This window comes from Algoriphagus hitonicola (genome assembly GCF_900113375.1).
GTDB classification, from domain to species: Bacteria; Bacteroidota; Bacteroidia; order Cytophagales; family Cyclobacteriaceae; genus Algoriphagus; species Algoriphagus hitonicola.
This window is the reverse complement of the sequence record NZ_FOPC01000021.1, coordinates 12992-38557: the sequence shown is the minus strand read 5'-3', so window position 1 is coordinate 38557 and position 25566 is coordinate 12992. Positions and strand designations below refer to the sequence as shown.

Annotated in this window: 21 protein-coding genes; 9 read left to right on the top strand and 12 right to left on the bottom strand. The window is 43.0% G+C overall.

Going from position 1 to position 25566, the window contains the following annotated elements; translation table 11 throughout:
- On the top strand, positions 1–209 hold a 209-nt coding region (locus BM043_RS18820; RefSeq protein ID WP_143189582.1), incomplete at its 5' end, for an IS3 family transposase.
- Positions 210–573: 364 nt separating this feature from the next.
- Here the strand turns inward: BM043_RS18820 and BM043_RS18810 are convergent.
- Together BM043_RS18810 and rpsA are read right to left on the bottom strand one after the other, a co-directional pair.
- Positions 574–813, bottom strand: a complete 240-nt coding sequence (locus BM043_RS18810; protein WP_092794676.1) for a hypothetical protein — start codon at positions 811–813, stop codon at positions 574–576.
- A 125-nt stretch (positions 814–938) separates the two neighbouring features.
- Positions 939–2708, bottom strand: a complete 1770-nt coding sequence (gene rpsA / locus BM043_RS18805; protein WP_092794673.1) for a 30S ribosomal protein S1 — start codon at positions 2706–2708, stop codon at positions 939–941.
- 317 nt (positions 2709–3025) lie between these two features.
- Between rpsA and BM043_RS18795 the strand changes: the two genes are divergently transcribed.
- Positions 3026–3754 (top strand): lysophospholipid acyltransferase family protein, encoded by a 729-nt coding sequence (locus BM043_RS18795; RefSeq protein WP_317042396.1) that lies wholly within the window; start codon positions 3026–3028, stop codon positions 3752–3754.
- Here BM043_RS18795 and BM043_RS18790 read toward each other — a convergent pair.
- From BM043_RS18790 to BM043_RS18775, 4 genes are all read right to left on the bottom strand, one after another.
- Positions 3732–4403, bottom strand: coding sequence for a DUF2189 domain-containing protein (locus tag BM043_RS18790; RefSeq protein ID WP_092794668.1), 672 nt, complete (start codon positions 4401–4403; stop codon positions 3732–3734). The two genes, BM043_RS18795 and BM043_RS18790, sit on opposite strands and share 23 nt — an antisense overlap.
- A gap of 7 nt (positions 4404–4410) precedes the next feature.
- On the bottom strand, positions 4411–5778 hold the full coding sequence (locus BM043_RS18785) for a pyridoxal-phosphate dependent enzyme (protein ID WP_092794665.1): 1368 nt from the start codon (positions 5776–5778) through the stop codon (positions 4411–4413).
- A 110-nt stretch (positions 5779–5888) separates the two neighbouring features.
- Entirely contained in the window at positions 5889–7523 is a 1635-nt protein-coding gene (locus BM043_RS18780; RefSeq protein ID WP_092794662.1) for a putative ABC exporter domain-containing protein, read from the bottom strand.
- Complete coding sequence (locus BM043_RS18775) at positions 7510–8232, bottom strand: ABC transporter ATP-binding protein (protein ID WP_092794658.1); 723 nt, start codon at positions 8230–8232, stop codon at positions 7510–7512. Before BM043_RS18775 ends, BM043_RS18780 begins: the two co-directional genes overlap by 14 nt.
- Positions 8233–8333: 101 nt before the next feature.
- On the opposite strand from BM043_RS18775, the gene BM043_RS18770 reads away from it, so the two are divergent.
- Positions 8334–8942: a porin family protein gene (locus BM043_RS18770; protein ID WP_092794655.1), complete on the top strand. Its 609-nt coding sequence runs from the start codon at positions 8334–8336 to the stop codon at positions 8940–8942.
- A gap of 90 nt (positions 8943–9032) precedes the next feature.
- Here BM043_RS18770 and BM043_RS18765 read toward each other — a convergent pair whose 3' ends face one another.
- The 4 genes from BM043_RS18765 to BM043_RS18750 are packed head-to-tail and all read right to left on the bottom strand — an operon-like array spanning position 9033 to position 12568.
- Positions 9033–9959 carry an aspartate carbamoyltransferase catalytic subunit gene (locus BM043_RS18765; RefSeq protein WP_092794652.1) on the bottom strand — a complete coding sequence of 309 codons (927 nt, stop codon included), beginning with the start codon at positions 9957–9959 and terminating at the stop codon, positions 9033–9035.
- A gap of 2 nt (positions 9960–9961) precedes the next feature.
- The gene (gene pyrR / locus BM043_RS18760; protein ID WP_092794649.1) at positions 9962–10510 is read right to left on the bottom strand and encodes a bifunctional pyr operon transcriptional regulator/uracil phosphoribosyltransferase PyrR; all 549 of its coding nucleotides are present in this window, start codon (positions 10508–10510) and stop codon (positions 9962–9964) included.
- A gap of 34 nt (positions 10511–10544) precedes the next feature.
- Positions 10545–12167, bottom strand: a complete 1623-nt coding sequence (locus BM043_RS18755; protein WP_092794646.1) for a hypothetical protein — start codon at positions 12165–12167, stop codon at positions 10545–10547.
- Positions 12164–12568, bottom strand: a complete 405-nt coding sequence (locus BM043_RS18750; protein ID WP_092794644.1) for an EVE domain-containing protein — start codon at positions 12566–12568, stop codon at positions 12164–12166. Before BM043_RS18750 ends, BM043_RS18755 begins: the two co-directional genes overlap by 4 nt.
- Positions 12569–12721: 153 nt before the next feature.
- On the opposite strand from BM043_RS18750, the gene BM043_RS18745 reads away from it, so the two are divergent.
- From BM043_RS18745 to BM043_RS18725, 5 genes are all read left to right on the top strand, one after another.
- Positions 12722–14434 carry a DNA polymerase/3'-5' exonuclease PolX gene (locus BM043_RS18745; protein ID WP_449353815.1) on the top strand — a complete coding sequence of 571 codons (1713 nt, stop codon included), beginning with the start codon at positions 12722–12724 and terminating at the stop codon, positions 14432–14434.
- 60 nt (positions 14435–14494) lie between these two features.
- Positions 14495–15091: a DUF2911 domain-containing protein gene (locus tag BM043_RS18740; RefSeq protein ID WP_092794639.1), complete on the top strand. Its 597-nt coding sequence runs from the start codon at positions 14495–14497 to the stop codon at positions 15089–15091.
- Between the two features lie 110 nt (positions 15092–15201).
- Positions 15202–16041 (top strand): sulfurtransferase, encoded by an 840-nt coding sequence (locus tag BM043_RS18735; protein ID WP_092794636.1) that lies wholly within the window; start codon positions 15202–15204, stop codon positions 16039–16041.
- On the top strand, positions 16038–16694 hold the full coding sequence (gene trhA / locus BM043_RS18730) for a PAQR family membrane homeostasis protein TrhA (protein WP_092794633.1): 657 nt from the start codon (positions 16038–16040) through the stop codon (positions 16692–16694). The genes BM043_RS18735 and trhA overlap by 4 nt, the downstream gene beginning before the upstream one ends.
- Before the next feature lie 116 nt (positions 16695–16810).
- On the top strand, positions 16811–17914 hold the full coding sequence (locus BM043_RS18725; protein ID WP_092794631.1) for an acyltransferase family protein: 1104 nt from the start codon (positions 16811–16813) through the stop codon (positions 17912–17914).
- 113 nt (positions 17915–18027) lie between these two features.
- Here the strand turns inward: BM043_RS18725 and BM043_RS18720 are convergent, their stop codons facing one another.
- Positions 18028–19059, bottom strand: coding sequence for a proline iminopeptidase-family hydrolase (locus BM043_RS18720; RefSeq protein WP_092794629.1), 1032 nt, complete (start codon positions 19057–19059; stop codon positions 18028–18030).
- Positions 19060–19150: 91 nt separating this feature from the next.
- Positions 19151–21829, bottom strand: coding sequence for a c-type cytochrome (locus BM043_RS18715; RefSeq protein ID WP_092794626.1), 2679 nt, complete (start codon positions 21827–21829; stop codon positions 19151–19153).
- Between the two features lie 260 nt (positions 21830–22089).
- On the opposite strand from BM043_RS18715, the gene BM043_RS18710 reads away from it, so the two are divergent.
- Complete coding sequence (locus BM043_RS18710) at positions 22090–25236, top strand: PVC-type heme-binding CxxCH protein (RefSeq protein WP_092794624.1); 3147 nt, start codon at positions 22090–22092, stop codon at positions 25234–25236.
- Positions 25237–25566: the final 330 nt, after the last annotated feature.

Here is a 25566-nt window from a genome sequence, read left to right as displayed (position 1 = left end):
ACTGTTGGGACAATGCCGTGGCAGAAAACTTCTTTAAAATCATCAAATCTGAGCTGATCTACCAGCTTCCGGTATTGAACGTTAGACAGATACAGGTTGAACTCTTTGAGTTCATCGAAATCTGGTACAACAAAGAAAGAAAACATTCCTACCTGAATTACCTCACTCCTGAGCAGTTCGGAGAAACAACAAAAACAAAGGCCGCATGAAGAAAACTGAACTCGAACTAATCAGGGGGATTTTTTTTCTAAATCCCACTGATTAGTTGAGTAGCCCCGCGGCAGGCGGCATTAAATCAATTCAAAAACAGGCTTAAAAATATTGTCCAGTTTTTTGTAGTAAATCCATACATCTACAAATTCAAAAAAATCACCGATGTCAGGACTAGGTGATGGGACTTCCTCCAATATTTTCAAGGGATATTCAGATCCAGTTTGAGATGTTTTAGAATTACAACCTGAGAAAAAAACTAATATAATTAAGGGATATAGAATTTGACGCATTAAAATTTAATCAAAAAGAAAAAAACAATTTTGTAAAAAAAGGGAATGGCAAAACCATTCCCAATCTTATTTAATCACCGAAAGTTTGATCTTCCCATTCCACAATAGTTCCATCGGGATTTGGACAAGGATTGCTCAAACAATCATTCCATCCCCAGTCACATCTTCTGCCCTCAGACAAAACATTTCCTTCATAGTCAACGGTAACACAGCTAACTTTTTTTCGTGACCCTAATGCACTTGACTCCAATATTGGCAGTATGCAAAAAATAAAAAGGGATACACCTAAAATAATTTTATTTCTTCTCATAATAATAATATTTAAAGTACGAATGTAAGAAATGCAAGAAATGCAAGAAATATTAAAAATAATTTAAATAAAAAAGTGGCTGCCTTTCGACAGCCACTTTTTATTTATTTAAGCGGTCTAAGCTATTACTTCTTGCCGCCTTCCATTTTCTCTTTCAACTCTGCCAACGCATCCAAATCACCTAGGGTGGATTTTTCAGCCGGAGTGCTTTCAGAAGACTCTTCTTTCTTCTTCGCAGGCTTCTTAGCTGCTGCTGCTGGCTTCACATCCTCACGGAAAGTAGCCGTATGAGAAAGTACAATTCGCTTATCATCTTTGGAAAATTCCATCACTTTGAAGTCAAGCGATTCGCCTACTTCTACTTGTGAACCGTCCGCTTTTTCCAAGTTTTTGGAAGTAGCAAATCCTTCCAATCCGTAAGGAAGCTCAAGCACGGCACCTTTATCGTTTTTGGAAACTACAGTACACTTGTGGTCAGATCCGATAGGGAATACGGTTTCGAAAGTATCCCATGGATTCTCTTCCAACTGCTTGTGACCCAAAGCCAATCTTCTGTTGTCCACGTCAAGCTCAAGAACAGCTACTTCTAGCTCATCTCCTACCTTGACAAACTCAGATGGATGTTTGATTTTCTTAGTCCAAGAAAGATCAGATACGTGAACCAACCCGTCGATTCCTTCTTCCAATTCCAAGAAGAGACCGAAGTTGGTCAAGTTTCTTACCACACCTTTGTGCTTGGTACCCACCGCATACTTGGTAGACATATCACCTTTGGTCCATGGATCCTCAGTCAACTGCTTGATGCCCAACGACATTTTGCGATCGTCTTTGTCCAAAGTCAATACCACAGCTTCAATTTCGTCACCTACTTTGACAAAGTCGGCTGGATTTCTCAAGTGCTGAGACCAGCTCATTTCAGAAACGTGGATCAATCCTTCTACGCCAGGAGCCAACTCCAAGAATGCTCCGTAGTCCGCTACGTTTACAATCTTGCCTTGTACTTTAGACCCAACTTCAAGGTTGGAAGCCAAAGAATCCCAAGGATGAGAAGTCAACTGCTTCATACCCAACGAAATTCGCTTCTTGTCTTCGTCGAAGTCCAATACCACGATCTGAACCTTCTGATCCAGTTCCAATACTTCTTCCGGATGGTTGATTCGTCCCCAAGAAATATCGGTGATGTGAAGCAATCCATCTACACCACCCAAATCGATGAATACACCGAAGTTGGTCATGTTCTTGATTACCCCTTCCAAAACCTGACCTTTTTCGAGGTTGTTGAGGATTTCTGCTTTTTGCTTCTCGAGATCTTTCTCGATCAAGACTTTGTGAGAAACGACTACGTTATCGTTAGCATGGTTGATTTTCACCACTTTCACTTCCATTTTCTTACCTACATAGATATCAAAATCTCTGATAGGCTTCACGTCAATCTGAGAACCTGGCAAGAAGGCTTCTACTCCGTAGATATCCACGATCAAACCACCTTTAGTTCTTCTCTTAACAAGCCCTTCGATTACGCTATCATTTTCGAATGCGCTCTCGATATCCTGCCAAGCTTTGACGATTTTTGCTTTTTTACGGGAAAGGATCAATTGACCGAGTGCATTTTCCTGCTCCTCGATAAATACTTCCACTTCGTCCCCAGGCTTGATGGACTCCAGATCACGGAATTCACTGATTGGCACCAAACCATCGGATTTGAATCCGATATTGATGATCACGTCCTTGTCGTTCACACCAACCACAGTTCCTTTGATCACTTCTTTCTCCGTGATCTCATTCAAGGTACCTTCGTACATGGCAGCCATCTGATCGCGCTGATCTTTAGAATAGCCTTCTCCGAATCCTTTGGTTTCGAAGTTTTCCCAGTTAAAATCTTCTTTGTTAGACATAATAAATAATGACCCTGAAAATTCCGTCTGTCCACGGGTCAGAAAACAGCGGTTTTTGAGTTGTAAATCAATGCTTTAGCCGAAGCTAAAACACTCCGCTCACCCGAACGGACTGCAAAGGTACTGATTTTCTGTAATTTCAAGAAAAGAGGACTAAAAAAATCAAGGTTTAGGATCAGTCGAATCCCACTATTGAAGTCTGAATTTATAAATTTACCACCCCAAAGAAAAAGCCCTCTCTGATTTTGAATCAAAAAGGGCTTTGCAAGCAAAGAGTGAAAGGATTATTACGAGCTCAAAATTAAGTAATTTTCGGAATGATTAAACTATTTCAATGGATTTATACCGTTTATTCTGGACTTCTTTTCATTACCTTAATGTTGGTTTTCGGGATCTTCATTGTACTACCCATTTTGATTTCGGATCGAGGAGACCGGATTTCTTTTGTCTTTATCCGAGCTTGGGCGGGAATTTGGTCTTTTCTATCCGGAATCCGATATCAAATTGAAGGTCGGGAATTTATAGATCTGAAGAAAACTTACATTTTTATTTTCAATCACCGCTCGTTTATTGATGCACCGGTGATTCCCATGGCAATCCCTCAAGTACTTCGCGCTTTGGGGAAAAAGGAATTATCCAAAATCCCGGTTTTTGGTTGGGTGGTCGGAAGACTCGCCATTTGGGTAGATCGCACTTCTACCGAATCCCGAAAAGAGAGTATTAAAAAACTAATCCATATGCTATCCAAGGGAAAATCCGTGGTAGTCGCACCCGAAGGCACCCGAAATGACAGCGAAGAAACGCTTCTTCCTTTCCATAAGGGTGCATTTCGCTTGTCGATCGAAACCCAAATCCCGGTGCTTCCCATGGCCTTCATCGGTGCGGATAGAATTATGAAGCGGGGATCGATCTTACTTCGGCCGGGCAAAGTTCGGATCTATTTTTCAGAACCGATTCATCCTCCTGCTCCTTCGGAAAATGCCGTGAATTTATTTGCGGAAAAATGCAGAAACCGACTGGAAGCTATGATTCTGACTCATGAGTGATCCTCGGAAGACTATCTTCCTCTTCCAGCAATTCGCCACTCAACTCCTCAAAAGCGGCATAGAGAATCATATAACTCGTCGGAATCGTAACCAACAAACCCACCAGCAAAAACAAGGCTCCAACCAGATTGATGACAAGAAGTAACAAAAGGAAAAGGAAAAAACGCCACCAGATTTTAGTGATCAACTTCCGGCTCAGCTCCATGGCCATCCAAAACTCATAGCCTCCAAAAATCACCATCGGCATGGCAAAAGTGTAGGCCACTCCCAAATAAATCCCGGGAAGTATCAATAAAATCGCCCCAAGAATGGTCAGCAAACCGGTGACCAAACTAACCACTACAACCGGAAACCAAAATTTAAAGCCTTCGAAGGAATCCATAAACTCCACCGAATCATTCCTTGAGATCCGATTAGCCAGCAAATAATAGCCCGCCGTCAAAGCAGGCCCGACAAACAAACTGAAAATCGAAGAAAAGTCGCCTAAGAACAGCGATGCTGCGGCAGAAAATCCCACGACTACAATCGTATAAACAATCAAAATGGCAGGCTGGGTTTTGAACAGTTCCCAGCCTCGTCTCAGTGCCTTGTCAATATCAAAATGAATCGGTTTGCTGAGGATTTCCTCAATCTTTCGGGGATCTTTCAAGGTTCGATTAATTGGTAAACGCTTCTAAAATATCGTGTTTGGTAATGATATGAATTTTACCAAAATTATCTCGTACCAATACCGCTTTTTCTTTTTCAATCATTGACGATAACACGTCCAAGGTACTATTGCCAGCCACAAAAGTCATGGAGGACTCCATTACATCAGCTACAGAAGCGTCTTTCAAACTTGGGTTTTCGATAATTTTGCTGAGCAACTTGGTATCCGTGACATTACCTACCACTTCCTCCCCGTCCATAACCGGAATTTGTGATACACTGGTTTTATTCATCAGCCCAATCGCATCCTTGATGGAATCTGATTTTTTCACCGAAACCAAGGCATAGGACGCCGGTCTTTTGGCGATAATATCACGAGCAGTAGCATAGGTTTTATCCTCCAAAAATCCATGATTTCTCATCCAATCATCATTATAGATTTTGCCCAAATAGCGGGTGCCATGATCCGGTAAAATAATAACCAGTTGATCACCTTCTTTTAGGTTATCCTTGGCCCACTCAAGTGCTCCGTGCACCGCAGACCCGCATGACCAGCCGACAAACAATCCCTCTTCCCGTGCCAATCTACGGGTCATTACAGCGGCATCTTTGTCCGTCACCTTGATGAAGTGATCGATTACATCAAAGTTTACATTTTTAGGCAAAATATCCTCTCCAATCCCTTCAGTCAGATAAGGATATACTTCCTTTTCGTCAAAAACTCCAGTCTCTTTATATTTTTTGAAAACCGAACCGTAGGTATCAATTCCGACGGTTACAATCTCTGAATTTTGCTCTTTGAGATAGGTGGCGGTTCCGCACATAGAGCCACCAGTTCCTACGCCAGCAGCATAGTGGGTGATTTTCCCATCGGTATCGTTCCAAATCTCCGGCCCGGTAGTTTCATAGTGCGCAGCAGTGTTGGATAGATTATCGTATTGATTGGGGTAAAAAGAATTAGGAATATCGGCATTGAGCTTTCGGGCGACTGAATAGTAGGACCGAGGATCATCGGGAGACACGTTAGTTGGGCAAACGATCACTTCCGCACCTACCGCTTTGAGAATATCGATTTTCTCTTTGGACTGCTTGTCGGCCATCGTAAAAATACACTTGTAACCTTTCGCAACTGCCGCCAAAGCGAGCCCCATCCCTGTATTTCCGGAGGTTCCCTCAATGATTGTTCCGCCAGGCTTTAGAATTCCGGCTTTCTCAGCATCCTCCACCATTTTGATTGCCATCCGGTCTTTCATTGAGTTTCCTGGATTAAAGTATTCTACTTTGACCAGCACTTCGCCTTTGATGTGCTTGGCTACCTTATTCAATCGGATCATCGGGGTATTTCCGATGGTATCAATGATGGAGTTGTAAATCATAGTCTGTTATATTTGGTCTGTCAAAATTACAGTATTTTTCTTGCCTACTCGAATGAAACCGTAGAAAACCGAAGAAAATTTGGTGTGCTTTACCGATTTTACGACCTAGGTCAAATCTCTTTAAACTCCAACTTTTTCAGCACATCCAAGACCACGTGAACCAAAATTGCGGACAGAATTCCCATTCCGAGTACCATGACTAGAAGCATCCATACAAATTGCTTCAAAAACACAAAGATAATCACTGCAAAAATCAAGGTCGGAATAATCCCAAAAAGGAATATCCCTCCGATCATCAGTGGCTTGATCAGTTTTTTGTCCCAGCTTTCTTCCAAGGCAATCTGAGGAATCAAATTAATCGACAAACCTATTAAATAAGAAATCAAGATCCCCAAGATAAAAAGTGGAATCACCAACAAATGTAGCTCCGCAATCACTACCGACGGAACAATCATCACCACGGCAAAAAGTGAAATCTGAATCAAATCCAGCTTGATGACATTCCAGAACTTAGCCGACCAGCTAGCAGGAATCAAAAAGAAATAGGGTTTTTTCAAGTCTCCAACAGATGCACGGCCGATTCCAGCCAGAAAATAAAAACCCAATAAAATCAACAAATACACATTGAGGACTTTGTGCGAAAACCAGTCAAAACGGGAAAGTGTCCCAAAGGCAATTCCCAATCCAGCCATGACCAAACTATAAATCCCAAAAAGTGGATGAAAATCCTGACGGCTCGAGTGGACGTAATTCCTCCAATAAAAAGCCTTAGCTCCTGCACCAAAATCAGGTAAAGCCAATTGCTTTTTAGCATTGAGACTGAAAGCTCCATCTGAAGTCTCGCTCTCTCCCTTGATTTTTTCGCGCTGCTCCTCATTGGTCTTGGTTGCCTCCAGCACATCTTCATAATAATACCCTGAAAACTGCAGCACTAAGCGGACGATGATATAATAAGCCAAAATATACAAGCCTAAAAATGCCGTGGCTAAAATCAAATTTTCATGCAAAACAAAAGTCAACATCCCCCTACTCCACCCGACGAAGGGAAAAAGATCAAACCAAGGAGACGCAATCCAGGAAAACATCCCCTGCCAGAATTTATCCGCAAGCAAACCGGGGATCAAGATCATCGATCCCAAAATAACGGCAAGCACGGTGATACCGGTTTTGATCGTTTCCATCAGATCATATTTGGTATGAAGCGTGTAGACCAGGAACCGGATCGGAGAAAGCAAAAAGAAAAACAGGGCAAAACTCATCAGCAGGAAGAAAAGATTAACTGGACTGAAATCAAAGGTCCCGGCCATTTGACTCGCTCCGTATACCAAAAAAATAATACTCCCTCCAAGAGAAGGCAGAATCGACCTTCCCATGTAGTAAATCAAAATATTCTGGGGTTTTGCAGGACTGGTGAAAAGAAAATTCACGTCTGCCATGGAGAAAAAACTCACGTTTTTTTTGGTAGCCCTGAAGAGTTGGTACAACAAAAATATCAAAGCTAAAATAGTCAGCCCACCACTTAAATTTTGTGCAGCAAAATTAATCTCAGGTAAACCATCCGCTCCCAAATCAGGCATGGATTCCCGCTCTTCACTCCGATCATTGAGCCGCATGGTATAAATGAAGAAAAAATACGCCAACATCCCTCCATAAGGCAATAGCCGAAGGGGATTTTTGAGAATCAATAAAAGGTTGTTTTTCAGAATGAATAAATCCTTTCTGAACAGTAGCTTAATCTCTTGCATCTTTGGTCAGCTCTAAAAATATATCCTCCAAACTCTCATTATCGGAAGTCACAAATTGTTGCTTCAGATTGGTGATGGTATCATTACCGAGGATTTTACCATCTTTCATAATCATAATTCGATCTGCAATAGACTCCACCGAGTCGATCAAGTGAGTACTGACCAAAATCGTCTTTCCCGCATTTTTGAGATTGGCAAAAATCCGCTTGGTATTTTTGATGGCTTTGGGATCCAAACCGATCATGGGTTCATCAAAAAACAATACCTGCGGATCCGGCAGCAAAGCACAGCAAATCGAAACTTTTTGCCGCATACCTTTGGACAAATCCCGACCCAGTTTAGTTGCCTTGTCGCTTAGATCATAGGTTTCCATCAGTTCATCCGCCTTTTCTTTCCAATTACTGACGTGATAAGCTTGAGCAATAAACTGCATATGTTCTCTAACTGTGAGCAAATCATACACATAGGGAGTTTCGGGAATGTAGCTGAAAAAACGCTTTGCCTCCACCGAGAGATGATCATGACCACCGATATAAATCTCTCCGGAGGTTTTGCGAAGCAATCCCACAATACACTTCATTGTGGTACTTTTTCCGGCGCCATTTGGACCCAAAAGCCCGACCACTTCGCCCCCATCCAACTGAAAAGTGATATCATCCACAGCGAGATGCTTACCATATTTTTTGATCAAATTTTTTACTTGAAGCATGAAAAGTGTATTTTTTGCTAAAACTATAAGACTTATGAGTAAGTTTATAAGAAGTGGAATCTTTTTTGAGCAATCCAATTCAAAAAAAACAAAATAGCCCCATGAAAAAACTAACGATTATTTTCGCGCTGATTCTTTGCAGCTCACTTTCATTTGGTCAACAGGCCGGTAAATTCCGATTTGGAATGGACCTCGGCCCGGCTATTCCCCAGGGAGGTGGTATCGGTGTACTTCTAAACCTGGAACCAAAAATCAATTTGGCAAATAATCTGAATTTTGGGCTAAGGATGGGAATTGCCGGATTGGCAAAAGATGTGACTTACTATGATATCTCCGAGGACTACGAAGGTGAAGTCTCCGCGAATGCCTCTGTCGGAGGTACCTTGGATTATTATTTTAATAATGGGGGAAGTAATTTTGCTCCGTTTATTGGGGCAGGCTTTGGGTATTATGCCTTGAGTGCAGTAGAGATAGATGCCTCTGCAATAGACAATTCCGATACAGGAGATTTGGAAGCAACTTTTGAATGGGCGCCAATGGTCAGAGCGGGCTTGGAACTGGGCAAATTCAGAATGGGAGCCGAGTACAATTTTGTCCCGAACAGCAACCTTCAAGACACTTCCGGTCAGGTCATCGGTGAGGCGATTAATCAATATTTCGGATTCACACTTGGTTTCTACGTAGGTGGCGGGCGATGGCGAGGGATTTAACAGTTGAAATTTGAAAGTTCAAACTTCTGAGAAAGAAAAAACGGCTGTCCCATAAGATTGAGGCAGCCGCTTTTTTACGCTTTTGTGTTCTTAATTTTTGACTGCTGCCAAAAGATAGAGCACGGCCATTCGCACAGCAACCCCATTTTGGACTTGCTCCAGGATGATCGAATGCTCCGAATCTGCGACATCCGATGAAAGCTCCACTCCTCGGTTGATCGGTCCGGGATGCATGATGACAATTTCTTTATCGAGTTGATTGAGAAGTTTTTTATTGATGCCGTAGTACAGTGAATATTCGCGAAGACTCGGGAAGTATTTGATCTGCTGACGCTCAAGTTGAATACGAAGGACATTGGCTACATCACACCATTGCAGGGCTTTTTTGATATCCAATTCTACTTTGACACCGAGACTTTCGATATGCTTGGGCAATAGGGTAATCGGTCCACAGACCATTACTTCTGCCCCCATTTTTTGCAGACAGAAAATATTGGAGAGCGCCACTCGCGAGTGAAGGATATCCCCGATAATCGCTACTCTTTTCCCTTCAAGCGTACCCAATTTTTCTCGAATAGAGAAGGCATCCAGCAACGCCTGCGTCGGATGCTCGTGCGTACCGTCTCCAGCATTGACGATATTGGCTTTGACATTTCTGGCTAGAAAATGTGGGGCTCCCGGACTGCTGTGTCGCATGACGACCATATCCACTTTCATGGAGAGAATATTGTTGACGGTATCGACGAGGGTCTCTCCTTTTTTGACTGAGCTATTACTAGAAGAAAAATTGATCACATCCGCAGAAAGCCGCTTTTCGGCCAGCTCAAACGAAAGTCGGGTCCGGGTGGAGTTTTCAAAAAAAACGTTTGCAATCGTAATATCCCGAAGAGAAGGTACTTTTTTGATCGGGCGATTGATTACCTCTTTGAAGTTTTCGGCCGTATCCAATATCAATTGAATATCAGTCGCTGAGAGGTTTTTGATTCCTAAAAGGTGTCGGCTGCTGAGTTGAGACATGGTTAATTTTTGACTTTCTCGGTGATCCAAACTGCATCTTTTTCTTGGCCTTGTGATTCCCATTCGACCACGACGTACTGTGACTCGAGCGTATTGACCCGAATCCCGTAGTAATCCGGCATGATCGGATAATCCCGGGTAAGTTTCCGGTCCACAAGCACCATCAGTTCTACTTTTTGGGGTCTACCAAAGGCAATCATAGCATCCATGGCAGCCCGTACACTTCTCCCTTTGTACAGCACATCATCTACCAAAATCACGCTTTTGCCTTCTACCAAAAAATCTATTTTAGTCTCATTCGCTTTCAGCGGAAAATCTCTTCTTCGAAAGTCGTCTCTATGAAAAGTAGCATCCAAATACCCAACGGGTATTTTTTTGCCAGAAATCCGCTCTAGGACTGGCGCCAAATGGTCCAACAAAACCACTCCCCTAGGCTGGAGACCCAGAAGAACAGTATTCTCAAAATCGTGATGGTTTTCGATCAATTGATGGCAAAACCGCTGGATGATAATCCCGATTTGCTCCTGATCTAAGACTAGCCTTTTTTGCATGGGTTGGATTTGCCCGTAAATATATAAAGAATTTCTACTCGAGTTTCTCTTCCGGCTCGTACAAATCGCCCGCAAACAAAACTTTGCTCACAAAATACACATCCCGAGAAGCCGAACCACCTTCCTCTTTTTGGTAGCGGATTTTTTGAGTGCCCGTCAGTAAAAAGTATCGATCATACCAGTGGATTAGCCTCAGTGTATTGTAATTAGTCTGCGATATTCGCTCATTTTCTTCAATCAATTCAATCTCAAAATCCAAATCTTCAAATACTTTTTCGCCTGATTTGAGATAAGAAAGCACGATTTTATCATCTCTCACATACGCATGGTAAAATTCATCCTCGACCAAGGCTATTTCCCCAAAGCTTTCCGGATAATTTGTTCTCAGGTTATTGTAAGTAGTGGCATTGTCCCAAATTACCTGACCTTCATTTCCAAGCCAGATAAAATGCGCAGAAACATAAGTAAACTCTGTTTCTAATTGAAAATTGAGGGTATTTGGAGAAACGGGGGTGGTTGGAAATGGATTATAAACGCCACCGCCTCCCAATCCTTGATTAGGAAAGGGACGATATAGGGTTCGGGAGCTATACGAAGTATTTCGAGAATTCCCTCTCGTATTGACTACGTCATAATGATCAAAATAAAGTAAGACTCCATCATTCAATTGAATGACCTGTCTGATCGAATAGTTATCTTGAATACTGGGGACTTTTTCCTTCTTGATCGCTTTTTCTACTTCCTTGGCTTTTCGCAACTTTCCCCTTTCATCCAAATAATTGTAAAACTCCGGAAAGTCAGACAAGGTGTACAACCGCTCTTCATATTCACCAAATTCATTGATATCCAGCGCATACATCCCCTGATAGGAATTCCTACGCTCTAGACCAAAAGCCCCAACCATCATTTGACGGTAATTAGGACGAGAAACCAAAATGGCGTCCATAATCTCCTGTCCTTCATCACCAAATTGGTCAATATCAATCTCTCTCAGCAAATTACCCTCAAGATCGTAGCTATTGATGCTGATTTCCCGCTCACGGTATTTGCCTTTTCTACTCAGCACAACCTCAAAAGACGCAATATCCGGGCGCTTTCGGATTTGGAGAATCTGAGTGTCATTCCCATAAATCCCCTGAACCGTGTGAACGGATTTATTATCCAGGTTAAATATTTGAACCACAGGTCGAGTATCCGGTATTCCCATGACAATCACACTTCGCTCCTGAACCAAAAACTCACTCAAAGACATCTCCAAAAGGTTATTGAGCGCATATTCCTTTCCTTCTCTGGTTTCTAAATCGATTTGGAGGACATATTTTTCTGAGGAAAGTGAGCTCCCCTTTTGAAAAATAATGAATAAATTTTCTCCCTCAAGGTCATATCCGATCATGTCAAATCCGTTTTTGACAGGTAACTCCACGATGTTTTCCGAATTGAGATTTTCGTCAGAAATAAAATATTGAAAAACCCGATCTACGTTAAAGGAACCATTGGAGATGGTCCGAAATGAGACCAAGCCTTGACGGATAGGCACCATCTCAAACGTAGGGTCAAAATCTCCAGATTCTACCTCAAATCTAGCCAAGAACTTCACTTGAGCTAAAGAGGAAAAATAGGGTAAGACTAAAAATAATAGGATCAGCGCGTATCTCATTGGGTCATTTTTATCAATAATTCAAACTCTTCCTTACTTAACGGCAAAACCGACAGCCTGGATTGTTTTAGAATGGGCAATTCCGAAAGTCCTTCTTCTGCTTTGATCGCTTGTAGGCTCACAGGAGAATCCAACTTCCTGACCGCCTTTAGGTCTACCGACACCCAATCTTCAGCCTTGGGTTCCGGGTAAGCTTCTGCAACGACCTCAGCAAGTCCTACCACTGCTTTTTCTTTTCCACTGTGATAAAAAAGTACCTGATCCTTCAGTTTCATTTCCCTGAGGTAATTGCGCGCTTGATAGTTTCGTACGCCATCCCAGACATCCATACCCTTTGACTCAAAATCCTCCCAGGAATAGGAGGAAGGTTCACTTTTTACCATCCAATACCTACGGTTCATATCTCATTCTCTTTTAATCCTGTCCAATCTATCCTTTAAAAAAGCCAGGTTAGACTTTCCTAGGAAATGAATTTTAAGATAGATTTTTAAACTTTAAATTGAAACAATATTTCCGCACATTTGTCTCCATTAAATTCTAAATAAATAAAAGTTTTGGACCACAAGACCATTTTAAAGAAAATCAAGCTCTGCATTCAACTCATGGAGCTGCATGATGAAAATCCTTTTAAAATCCGGAGTTACCAATCCGCACTCAATTCACTCGAGCGCGGAGACGCGGATATTATGACACTCAGTGAATCTGAACTGAGCAAAATCCCGGGAGTGGGGAAGAGTATTTTGGAGGCAATTCTTTCTCTGAAAGAGACCGAATCTTTTGCCCAACTCGACCAATTGATCGAAAAGACTCCACAGGGAATCCTGGAAGTTTTGGAGATAAAAGGCTTGGGTCCTAAGAAAGTAAAAACACTCTGGGAGGAACTCGGCATCACCTCCACTCACGAATTGATGGAAGCCTGCCAAAGCGGCAAAGTGGCCAAAATCAAAGGTTTCGGCGAAAAAACTCAAGAAACCATCATTCAAAATCTAGAATTCAAAGCTTCCAATGCGGGAAAATGGCTCTATGCAGATATCGAAGAGGTCATCGATTCGCTGACCTATAAACTAAGTGAGCAGCTCCCAGATGCTAATTTGGCTTTGGTAGGTGAATTTGCTAGAAAAATGGAAATCATCTCCACGGCTGAATGGTTGATTGGTTCAGAAAATCTCCCATCAGTAAAAAAATCTTTGAAAACCTTTCCCGAGTTTCAGTTGGATCTCAGTCAGTCCAGCCCCTTTTCTTTTCGCGGAAAGATTAACGACCAAGATTTAAACTTTGCCATTCATTTTTGTTCCATTCAGGATTTCCCCGGAAAAAAATATGCCTTAAGTGCTTCTCCTTTGCACTTGCAGTCTTTTTTAAATGAAAAAGAAACAGTCGCAGATAAGCTGTTGAAAAATGGGTTTAAGGACGAAAGTGAATTCTTCAGTCAAAATCATCTTCAGTTTATTCCGATCGAAATGCGTGAAGGTCTTGATGAGGTTGAATTGGCCAAGGAAAATAAAATCCCGGACCTTTTGGAGGAAAAAGACCTCAAGGGGATTTTACACAACCACTCGACGTACAGCGATGGAAAACATAGCCTCCGGCAAATGGCTGAATACTGTAAGGAATTGGGTTATGAATACTTGGGGATTTCCGATCACTCTCGAACTGCCAGCTATGCAGGAGGGCTAGAAATCGAAAAGGTTTTAAAGCAACATGAGGAGATCGATTCCTTAAACGCTGAATTGGCACCATTTAAAATTTTCAAAGGCATCGAAAGTGACATCCTCGGTGATGGGAGTTTGGATTATCCAGAGGAGATTTTGGCAAAGTTTGACTTTATCGTCTCTTCGGTTCATTCCATTTTAAATATGGATATCACCAGGGCCACCAATCGATTGCTCACCGCGATTCAAAACCCCTACACCACGATTTTGGGACATCCGACGGGAAGACTTTTGCTCCGAAGGGAAGGCTATCCCATCGATCACAAAGCCATCATCGACGCCTGCGCGGAGCACAATGTGGTGATCGAGATCAATGCCAATCCTTGGCGACTGGATTTGGATTGGCGGTGGGTGCGCTATGCGATGGAACAAGGAGTTAAACTAGCCATCAACCCGGATGCCCACGAAATGGATGGCTATGCGGACATGAAATATGGAGTACTTGTGGGGAGAAAAGGCGGACTCACCAAAGAAATGACGCTTAACGCGCTGGTCAGGGAGGAAATATCAACCTACTTCGAAAGCCGAAAAAATAAAATCAAAATTGATTCCTAAAACATCTGTTCCGAAAATCAGTTAGCAATCCAAACTAATTAACCCAAATCCAAAAAATCCATGAAAAAAATCACCCAATTCCTCTTGGCTTTTGCCTTGATTTTAGTGGCAAGTGTAACTGCCCAAGCACAACTACAAAGTCCTGCTCTCAGCCCTGCCGCGTCAGTTTCTCAGGTCGTGGGATTTACCAAAATCAACATCGATTATTCTTCACCTGCGGTAAAAGGCCGGAAAATCTTCGGAGAAATCGAAAAATACGGAGTAACTTGGAGAGCTGGCGCCAACGCTCAAACGATTATTGAGTTTAGCACACCCGTGAGCGTAGGAGGTAAAACCATCCGTGCTGGGAAATATTCAATTTTTATGACCCCATCTGAGTCTGGAGATTGGACCGTTCATTTGAATAGCAAAGCCGCTTCTGTTTTTGCCTACATGAAAGATGGAAAAATCGATGAGGAAGCAGTAGCCAAAGACGATGCGGTTTCATTCACAGCAAGTACCGAACGAGGCGGAAACACCGAGCGACTACAATACCACATCTCCGCCGAAGATAACAAGGTAGCTAAAGTGACCATGGCATGGGAAGGTGTAAAAGTTTCATTCATGGTGGACACGATGGTCGATCAGAAAATGGAACAATTTAAAAGTCAGTTCTAATTAAAGTTGTTAAATAATTCTGATTTTGAAATCCCGTCTGAAACAGGCGGGATTTTTCTTTTCCCCTTGTGATTTGATAGATTTACCAAACGTAAAAAATCCAGCAAATCATGTCTCCAATTCTTCCTGCCGAGCAATTAGCCGATTTAACCCAAAACTCCGATTTTATCCTGGTCGATGCTCGAAACAATCCCAATCCGAAAAAGACCTTTGTGCAGGAGCATTTGAGAGGGGCGGTTTTTGTCGACCCTAATTTGGAATTAGCAGACATCAAAGAAAATCTGGCAGATGGAGGTCGACATCCGCTGCCCGAAGTTTCTGACTTCTGTACTGTTTTGGGCAATTTGGGAATTGAACCCAAGACACATGTCGTGGTTTACGATGATCAAAATGGTGCGAATTCCGCCGCTCGTTTTTGGTGGATGGTGCGAGCTCTCGGCCATGAAAAAGTGCAGGTGCTCGAAGGAGGAATGCAAGCGGCAATTCAGGTAGGTTATTCCATTGAAAAAGGAGATTCAAAACCATCTCCAACATCCGCCTATCCTGCTGAAAACTGGAAACTCCCCATAGTCTCTATGCCTGAGGTAGAGAAAAAAGCAGGAAAAGATGGGACCGTAGTCATCGATGTCCGATCCGCAGAGCGATACCGAGGCGAGCAAGAGCCCATTGATTTGATCGCCGGACATATTCCGGGAGCGATCAATATTCCGCTTACAGAAAATATGGATGCGAATGGCCGATTTTTGAGCCCTGAGAAATTGAAATCGAAATATGAATCCGTTTTAAAAGATAATGAAGAGGTGATTGTGCACTGCGGCTCCGGGGTTTCGGCTTGTCATACACTTTTGGCGATGGATTATGCCGGATTGGAGATCCCAAAACTTTACGCGGGCTCTTGGAGTGAATGGAGTAGAAACGACAAACCGATCGGCAAAACAGACAATCCGTGATTTTTAAAAATACCTCGACCAAATTAAAGCGTCCGCAGACCGCTTCAGAGGAAAATGCAAATGCACTTTCTCACGGGTTTGGATTAATTTTAAGTTTGGTCGCTATTCCATTTTTGATTGTCGAAGCATTTGAAAAAAGCTCAATTTTGATGCTGATCGCAACGATCTCTTTTTGCATTGGTATATTGATGGTGTATAGCTTTTCGACAGCTTACCATGCAGCCATCAAACCCAAAGTCAAAGCTCGGCTTCAGGTTTGGGATCATATTTCCATTTACTTCTTGATAGCAGGTTCATACAGCCCCATGATTCTCGCCATCCTAAACCAAAAAACTGCGCTCATTTTCCTAAGCCTTATCTGGAGCTCGGTCATCATTGGCACTTTTTTTAAGATTTTCTTCACCGGAAGATTCAAAATTCTCTCTGTTGTGATTTATTTGACCATGGGCTGGCTGGCCGTGTTTTTTCTTAATGATCTAATCGAAAAATTGAGTTTGGAAATTCTATTTTGGATTGCAGCCGGTGGACTTTCTTATACGATTGGAGTCTATTTTTATGTCAAAAGCGAAAAGCTTTATTTTCATACCATTTGGCATATTTTCGTCCTGCTGGGTACTTTTTCTCATTTCGTTGCTGTGTTTAGGATTGTCTGAAAATCAGAGTGAGTTCTAAAAACCAGGGTAATCAAAAAAGAAATCGTCCATTGATCACTTTTTTGAAAAATATTATATGGTGTTCGGTATCTTAAAGTTGCCCAAACAACCTGACTATGAATCCCCAAACACCCAATCCCACCCAGCGCTTGGTTTCGCTGGACGTGTATCGTGGACTCACCATGTTTTTATTGGTCGCCGAGGCTGCCTTGGTTTACCATGCTTTTTTGGAGCTTTTTCCGCAGGGCCATTCACTCCATCCATTTTTTCTCCAATTCACCCATCATGAATGGAATGGACTGAGATTTTGGGATTTGATCCAGCCATTTTTCATGTTTATCGTTGGTGTGGCGATGCCTTTTTCCCTGAATAAAAGACTGGCACTATCCGAGGATCGGAGTAAAGTGACCCTGCATATTCTCAAGCGCTGCTTTATGCTATTTTTGTTTGGTACAGGCCTGCATTGTGTTTATTCTGGGGAAATGGTTTTCGAACTTTGGAATGTACTGACTCAGCTTTCTTTTACGATATTGGTCACTTATTTCCTATTGACTAAGGGCTGGAAGGTCCAACTTGGAGTGTCTTTGGGTCTGCTAGCTTTAACCGAAATTCTATATAGAGTATATAATCCCGAAGTGCCATTTGAGCACGGCACCAACTTTGGAAACTATACCGATCAGCTACTTATGGGTCAAATCAACTCTGGAGGCTGGGTAGCCATCAACGCGATCCCGACGGCAGCGCATACAATATGGGGAGCAATCTGCGGGAACCTGTTGCTTTCACCAAAAGCATCTAGGGAAAAAATCAAAACAATTGCCTTGGCTGGATTGGTAGGATTGATCATTGGCTATGGCTTAGATCTGGCAGATATCACCCCGATTATCAAACGGATCAGCACCATTTCTTTTGTATTTGCTTCTGGAGGCTGGGCATTTCTGGCTTTGGCATTTTTTTACTGGTGGATAGATGTCAAAAATCGTAGAAAAGGCATATTCCCCTTTTTGATCGTGGGAATGAATTCAATCTTCATCTATCTCTTCGCCGAAATGCTGGGACGATGGATGAATAAGACCGTGGGTATTTTCACTGGAGGAATCTTCGGCTGGATGGGATTTGGGGAGCATGGACTATTCCTAATCGCTTCTATTGGTGCATTGGCTGGGATGTGGGGATTATGTTATTTCTTGTATCGAAAGGGGATTTTCTTTAGGATTTAGGGGGTATCGATTTCCATATTCGTTTGAAAAAATGTAAAACAAAACACTTTTTCAAACGAATAAATGTAAAATCAAAGCCTCCAAGGGATTGAAATCCTTGGAGGATCGAAGACTTACTTTCCAAAACTTCCCGAGTCCACGTCTTTGATAAACTGAATCACTCCTGGAAAAAAGTGCTCCGGATCATCGTATTGGCTTAAGTGACTGCCATTTGGACAAAGTAGAAACCGCCCGTTGGCTACTTCAGTCGACATCCATTCCATATGTTCGGGATCCATCGTATCGTGAGTCGCTCCTACGACAAGGGTGGGCACAGTGATGTTTTTTAGCTGATCTTTGACATCCCATCCTTTTAGACTGGCACCTGGAGTAATTCCAAATTCGGAATATCCCTGCATGTAAACATATACATCTGGATTGACCTGAGACATCATGCGGTTGATTTCTTCCGGCCATTCATTGGATGGCATCCGCAGCACATGCTGGGGATAATGATGCTCTCCGAGTAATTCCATATAGCGGGGATTTTCAAAATCCATATTTTTCTCAATTTCCATCAATTCGGCAAATACTTTTGGAGGCATTTGAGGGCCTAGCACTTCTTTGGCATATTTTTCATACTCATCCAAACTTGACATCATATTACAGATGATCAAGCCTTTGAGATTGTCTTGATGCTTAAAAGCATATTCCATTCCGAGCATTCCTCCCCATGACTGGCCCAGTAGATAGAAATTATCCTTATTCAATCCCAAGGCCGTACGAACTTGCTCCACTTCATCGACAAATCGATCAATCGTCCAAAGCGTCGAATCCTCAGGCTGATCAGAATGAGCAGAGCCCAACTGATCGTACCAAATAAACTCGATATCCTCTTCAGGAAAATATTGATCGAAATTCCCATATTGCTCATGAGTCATTCCCGGTCCGCCATGAAGCAACAAAACTTTTTTGGTAGGGTTATCCCCTACTCGTTTGGTAAAAACCTCAAAATCACCACTAAGCGTAGAAATCGGAATCATACGAACACCATCATCTGGCATTTCGATCGTTTCTTCAAATTGGACTTCTTCGGTTTGATCTTTGGATTGACAGGAAAGTAGTAATCCCACTACTCCGAAAAACACAAAATGCAGTTTTTTCATAATCTCTGATGTTTAACTTGGATAAATTTGGAAAAAGAAAGTGGGAATTCAACGTATTATTTTTACTGACCCCTTCTTTACAAAAGAAGTCCTATCGTTTAGCGGTAGCTTTGCTCTGAAAGACTTCATGATCTTTATTCCCACCAGAAATCAAGTATGCCATCAAATCTTTCAATTCTTCCTCGTTCAAGCGATTAATCAAGCCTGGAAGCATGATCGAGACATCTGAGTTTTTAGTGAAATCCACCGTGCTTTTGGGAACTGTACGCAGATCATCCGGAGCAAATGGATTTTGGGACACATAGTAATTTTCCTCATCCTGATCAGTCAGTTTCCCGACGATGGAGCCTCCTTCTTTCAGCTCAAAAACCGTCGCATGATATTGATCCGAAATGACATCGCTTGGATTGATGGTGGCCTCGAGAATATCTTTTTTGGTAAATCTCGTTCCCAATTGTGTCAAATCTGGTCCCACAGCGCCGCCTTCTCCCTGCATGGTATGGCAAGACTGACACAGCGTGGCCTGATACATGGCCTTTCCTCGGACATAATCTTGATTTTCGAGAGTTTCTACAGCCGCCATGGCTTCATCTACAGACCAACTTCTACCCGGCCCTTCGGGTTGGATGCCCGTTTCGGCAATATCATTTCCACTGGAAGTCAATAATTTTCCTCCGGAAAGCTCATCGTATTTTTCAAAATCTGCTGGATCGACTGAGGCCAAGGCCATTTTTCGAGCCCGATCCAAAAATCCCACATAACTCCTTCCTCCTTTGTATTCGGTCAGCGCGTTTTTGATCCAAGCAAAATATTCCTCCCGCATTTGTGGATTCCATCCTTTATCTGCACCGCCAAGCACCGTGGCGTAGAAGGTAGCTTGGGCCGGAGGGACATTGGCCAGCATACTTGCGATATCCAAACCGTATTGGGGATTTCGGAAAACCAGCTCAGAGGAAGAGGTAAACGTTTTCTGATAATCCTCGTCATCTTTGGCGGTTTTTAACAGAGCAAGCGTTTTCTCCACTGCATCGGGAGCATCCAAATGCGTCAATAGAACTGAAAGCGAGCGGTTTAGTAAATTATCTTCCGCAGGAAAATTTGGAGATAAATACCCAATTAAATCGCGTTTTACCGGCGCTGCAGCTTCATCAAATCGATACAAAATCACTTCGATCGTTCGAAGCAAGTCCTGCTTTTCTTTTTCTGAAAGCGATTCGTAGTCAATTTCCATCAGACTCTGAATCATCGGAACAGCATCGGCCTCACTTTCCTGTCTTGCCAATGCTAAAATCGACTGGCTTTTCCTTACCGCATCGGATTCCGAAAGCGCTTTTTGCTTCCAAGAATCTATGGGTTGATGTTCCAAAGCTATTCGAGCGGCATATTGAACAAAGCGGTCCGAATGATCCAAATTTTCCCAAGCTAGTTCCAATCCTTCGGCAGCCGGATTCTTACCGTGGTATTCTTCCAATTCTCTCCTAAGTTTTGCTTCCTCGGGTAGTTCTTCCATGGTAATTGGCTGATAGCTATCTACCTCTCCTTGGTAATACACACGATAGAGATCGGACTCCAATCTTCTCCCTCCCGTAGCAAAATACATCGCACCATCCGGACCAATAGTGCCATCGGTCAGAGGAAGTGGCGATCCTGAAATAAATTCTTCAGCAGTAGCATCATAGCTTGCCCCGTTTGGAGTCAGATGCACCGCATAAATAATCCCAAAACTCCAGTCAAACGCAAAGAGCGCTTTTCGATATTGAGACGGGAAATTTGCTTCTGTTCCAAACATGACATTGGTCGGGGATCCTTGCCCAATATTCAAAATCGCAGGAAGATTGTCCGGATAATTGGGGGACCATTTGGCATTTCCGGTTCTCCAGCCAAACTCGGCTCCACTCGTCACATGATTGATCCGGGTAGGTCTATACCATGGCATTCCAAAATCCCACTCCATGTCCGAATCGTAGGTAAACAAATCTCCCACTTCATTGTAGGCAATATCAAATTCATTGCGAAAGCCTGCGGCGATCATTTCCCAATTTTTCCCGTCAGGATCAATTGTCGCAATCCATCCACCCGGCGCCGTTCGATTATTGGCATGGCCTCGTGGATCCTTGATCAGTGGAAACAAATTATCTTCATCCCAAACTCTTGGAATCCGATAATGATCCATCTCAGGCACGTCAACATGATTTCCTGCCGAGAGCACTATTCGCTTTCCGTCAGGGGTTAATTTCATCGAATGTGGCCCATGCTCTCCAGGTTCCCCGTCAAAAGTTCGGATTTCCTCCACCGTTTCATATTGATCATCTCCATCCAAATCCTGGATCCGATAGAGCCCGGTGCTTTTTTCAAAAGTCTCGTTGGCATGGTGATTTACCATGACATAAATGGAGTTAAAGGCATAAAGCAAACCTTGCGCATAGCCCATCCCTACCTGGGGTTCGACCACATTTCCCACAATCATTTTTTCTACCTGCACACTATCCTTTGACCCTACCTCCGGGATAGTCAATCGATATAAAAATCCATATTGATCAGCCGTGATCATTCTTCCCTTGTCGTCAAAAGTCATGGCGACCCATGAGCCCTGATCCTGATCCCCGGGACTGTAAATCAGTTCGGCCACAAAACCAGTGGGCAGTTTTAGCTTATCGATTTTTGGATTTCCGGTAAGCTCCCTGCTTGCGCTTTGCTCTTGACAGGAAAAGGCCAAAAGCAAGAAGAAAGCAAAAAAAGACCCTTTCAGGTATTGAGATAAATTTTCCATAGGTTAGATTGGTCCGATTATTCAAAGTGAAATTTAGAAAAACAAAAACAGATAAGTAACCAAATAATCTACCGTTTAAATAAAAAAGGAGATATATTACCTATCCTTGGGGTATTTGGGCCCCAATTTGATCTCTTCATCAAATAAAAGCGATTCTTTCTAGTCTTCTATCTGGCACCTACCTTGCTCATCAAGAAGAATAGTAAAGGTTCAAAGAAAAGATATAGACGGCATTGAACAAGTCAAATTACCAATAACCCATGAAGTCAAACTTACTCTACACTCTGGTATTTTTAAGTGCTTTTTTGCTCACTTCTTGTCAAAAAGAGAAAAACCCGTCAGTTGAACCCAATGATCGAATCATGCTCATTGGGGGAAATTTAGCCTCCCGAATGATGGAATTCGGTTGGTTTGAAACCGAAATGCACCTGCGCTATCCCGAGCACAACTTATTCATCCGAAATATGGCAGATCCCGGAGATACACCGGGATTTCGTCCTCGATCGGCAACTAATGACCCTTGGGCTTTTCCTGGAGCTGAGCAATATCAGGATGAGTTTGCCACTTTTTCTGATTCTCAGGGCTTCTTCGAAAAACCGGATGAATGGTTGACTCGATTGGAGGCGGATTGGGTAATTGGTTTTTTTGGATTTAGTGAATCCTTTCAGGGGACCGATAAACTACAAACTTTCAAAGAGGAGCTTGACGCATGGGTTATTCATTCTAAAACTCAAAATTATAATGGGGAAACTCCCCCAAAACTAGTACTCGTATCTCCAATTGCGTTTGAAGACCTTTCTGAAACCAAAGATGTCCCCAGCGGGAAATCCGAAAATGAAAATTTAAAGCAATATTCAGAGGCTATTCGAGAAGTTGCCGAAAAGCACGAAATCCCATTTGTAGATGCCTTTACTGCAAGCCAAAACTGGTATCAGTTTTCAGATGAGCCCCTTACCATTGATGGATCACAATTGAATGAAGAGGGCTATAAACTTTTTGCCGAAACTCTCGCTAATGGAATTTTCGGAAGATCTGGAAGAAAAGCCGAATCGCAGACCGAGGCCATTCATCAAGCAGTGATGGAAAAAAACTGGATGTGGCACAATGATTACAAAATCCCCAATGGAGTCCATGTTTTTGGGCGGAGATACGATCCTTTTGGTCCGGACAATTATCCCTTTGAACTCGATAAAATCCGTCAACTCACCGCAAATCGGGATACTGCGATTTGGAATGCCGCACAGGGGAAGGAATATGATTTGGTCGCTGCCGATGCAAAAACCCGATCACTTCCTGATGTAGAAACCAATTACAATCCGCAAGCAAATGGAAGTTTGGAATATAAATATGGAGAAGAAGCTTTGGAAACATTTCAGGTTCCCGAAGGCTATCAAATCGAGCTTTTTGCGTCTGAGGAAGAATTTCCTGACTTGGCCAATCCAGTCCAACTTTCCTTTGACAATCGTGGGAGACTTTGGGTGGCTACTATGCCTAGCTATCCTCATTACAAGCCTGGCGATCCCAAACCACAGGACAAGCTAATTATCCTAGAAGACACCAATGGAGATGGAAAAGCCGACAAACAAACGACTTTTGCTGATAATTTACATCTTCCTGTAGGTTTTGAACTTGCCGCTGAGGGAGTTTACGTTTCGCAGCTTCCAAATCTGGTTTTGCTTGAGGATACTGACGGAGATGACCGTGCGGACAAAGAAACCATTTTGCTATCGGGCTTTGATGATCATGATACTCACCATGCGATTTCGGCCTACTCCACCGACGAATCAGGCGCTATTTACATGGCCGAGGGAGTCTTTTTGCATACCAATGTCGAAACATCTTACGGGCCAGTCAGAGCTACCAATGGGGGATTTTATCGCTACGAACCCAAGCGTCACAAACTCGAGCGCGTCAATCAGGTCGCCATTCCTAATCCTTGGGGAATTGCTTTTGACGATTGGGGGCAAAATTTCTACCTCGAAACTTCCGGTCCAAATCTCAATTGGATGCTCCCGGGATCGGTTCTGCCCCGCTATGGCAATTTCAATTTCAAAGGTCCCAATCTGGTAGAGCAAGATCACATGGTTCGTCCCACTTCAGGACTGGAATTTGTATCCAGTCGACATTTTCCGGATGAAGTTCAAGGTGATATTTTATTGAACAATACCATAGGTTTTTTAGGAACTAAGCAGCACCGAATGATCGAAGACTCGGTAGGTTTCAAAACCGAATGGAGACAGGACTTGATCACTTCAACAGACCGGAATTTCAGACCGGTGGATTTGGAATTTGCACCTGACGGTTCGCTTTACGTGGTGGACTGGCACAATATCCTGATCGGACACATGCAGCACAATGCCAGAGATCCCCTTCGGGACCATGTTCACGGACGGATTTACCGAGTGACCTACCCATCTCGGCCTTTGGTAGAACATGCAAAAATCCACGGGGCAAGTATTCCTGAGTTGTTGGAAAATCTCAAACTGCCTGAATACCGCACCCGCTACCGTACACGAAGAGAACTTCGAGGGAAAGCCAAGGGGGAAGTTTATGATGCCGTCGAAAACTGGCTGACCAATTTGAATCAAAATGACAGTAGTTACGACCATCATCGACTAGAGGCCCTTTGGGTGACTTGGGGAATCAATCGAGTCAATCAAGATTTGCTTCGTGATCTTCTCAAAAGTGAGGATCATCGTGTTCGTGCTGCTGCAGTTCGGGTGCTGCGCTACACCGGTCATCAGGTCGAGGATCAAGCCGAGTTGTTATTGGCGGCTGCTTCCGATCCTCATGGTCGAGTCAGAATGGAAGTCATTGCAGCTGCCTCATGGCTGCCCCAAGAGGAAGGAATCAACATACTCGCTGAGGTAGAAAAACAGGAAAAAGATGCGGTTTGGATTCCCCGGACCCTGGAAACTGCAATCGCTCATATCAATGGGCTTTCTGTTGCGGAGAAAAAAGAAGAAGACATCAAGTCAAACTTGACCGGGTCGGACCGGGAGCTTTTTGTCTTGGGCAAAGAAATCTATGCACGTGAAGGCTTCTGCGCTACCTGCCATCAATTGGATGGAGGAGGGTTGACTGCTTCGCAATTTCCTCCTCTTCGAAATACTCCCTGGGTAACTGGAAATGAAGAGCGACTAATCAAAATCGTCCTCAAAGGAATCATGGGTGAAATGGAAGTCAATGGACGAACTTATCCCGGACAAGTTCCCATGACTCCTTACGAAGGGATGCTTGACGATACGGAAGTTGCGGCAGTTTTGACCTATGTCCGAAATTCATTTGGCAATCAAGCTTCTCCGATTTCTCCGGATTTGGTAAAAAAAGTCCGAGAAGAAGTCAAAGACAAAGAAGGATTTTGGAATGCGGAGGAATTGCTGAAGATGCATCCGATGGAGGATTAGAGTAGTTACCTAGTTTTCATTTTTTGGATATTAAGTGACCAAATCAAGTTTAACTATGGTTGATGTGCAAATCTCTATTACTATTCATGTGTCTATAATTGACTTTCAAAGGCCATAACTGGTCCTGAACTTGATTCGGGAAGGAATCTCGCATGCTTGATAGTCATCCCAGTGTGTAACGGCTACGTCATCCTCGATTTCATCTTCCTATTCAGGAGGTTGATACTTTCGCTGCCAATCCTGATCATGTTCCTCTTTGGTACAAAAATATCAAATCGGTTATATAGAAAACTAAAAAATCAATTCGAATCGGTTCTAGGCTTGCTTTTA

Excerpts from the sequence above, each read along its gene's own strand:
- BM043_RS18810 (WP_092794676.1), bottom strand. The coding sequence starts at position 813 with ATGAGAAGAAATAAAATTATTTTAGGTGTATCCCTTTTTATTTTTTGC.
- rpsA (WP_092794673.1), bottom strand. The coding sequence starts at position 2,708 with ATGTCTAACAAAGAAGATTTTAACTGGGAAAACTTCGAAACCAAAGGA.
- BM043_RS18795 (WP_317042396.1), top strand. The coding sequence starts at position 3,026 with ATGATTAAACTATTTCAATGGATTTATACCGTTTATTCTGGACTTCTT.
- BM043_RS18785 (WP_092794665.1), bottom strand. The coding sequence starts at position 5,778 with ATGATTTACAACTCCATCATTGATACCATCGGAAATACCCCGATGATC.
- BM043_RS18780 (WP_092794662.1), bottom strand. The coding sequence starts at position 7,523 with ATGCAAGAGATTAAGCTACTGTTCAGAAAGGATTTATTCATTCTGAAA.
- BM043_RS18775 (WP_092794658.1), bottom strand. The coding sequence starts at position 8,232 with ATGCTTCAAGTAAAAAATTTGATCAAAAAATATGGTAAGCATCTCGCT.
- BM043_RS18770 (WP_092794655.1), top strand. The coding sequence starts at position 8,334 with ATGAAAAAACTAACGATTATTTTCGCGCTGATTCTTTGCAGCTCACTT.
- BM043_RS18765 (WP_092794652.1), bottom strand. The coding sequence starts at position 9,959 with ATGTCTCAACTCAGCAGCCGACACCTTTTAGGAATCAAAAACCTCTCA.
- pyrR (WP_092794649.1), bottom strand. The coding sequence starts at position 10,510 with ATGCAAAAAAGGCTAGTCTTAGATCAGGAGCAAATCGGGATTATCATC.
- BM043_RS18755 (WP_092794646.1), bottom strand. The coding sequence starts at position 12,167 with ATGAGATACGCGCTGATCCTATTATTTTTAGTCTTACCCTATTTTTCC.
- BM043_RS18750 (WP_092794644.1), bottom strand. The coding sequence starts at position 12,568 with ATGAACCGTAGGTATTGGATGGTAAAAAGTGAACCTTCCTCCTATTCC.
- BM043_RS18740 (WP_092794639.1), top strand. The coding sequence starts at position 14,495 with ATGAAAAAAATCACCCAATTCCTCTTGGCTTTTGCCTTGATTTTAGTG.
- BM043_RS18735 (WP_092794636.1), top strand. The coding sequence starts at position 15,202 with ATGTCTCCAATTCTTCCTGCCGAGCAATTAGCCGATTTAACCCAAAAC.
- BM043_RS18725 (WP_092794631.1), top strand. The coding sequence starts at position 16,811 with ATGAATCCCCAAACACCCAATCCCACCCAGCGCTTGGTTTCGCTGGAC.
- BM043_RS18720 (WP_092794629.1), bottom strand. The coding sequence starts at position 19,059 with ATGAAAAAACTGCATTTTGTGTTTTTCGGAGTAGTGGGATTACTACTT.
- BM043_RS18715 (WP_092794626.1), bottom strand. The coding sequence starts at position 21,829 with ATGGAAAATTTATCTCAATACCTGAAAGGGTCTTTTTTTGCTTTCTTC.
- BM043_RS18710 (WP_092794624.1), top strand. The coding sequence starts at position 22,090 with ATGAAGTCAAACTTACTCTACACTCTGGTATTTTTAAGTGCTTTTTTG.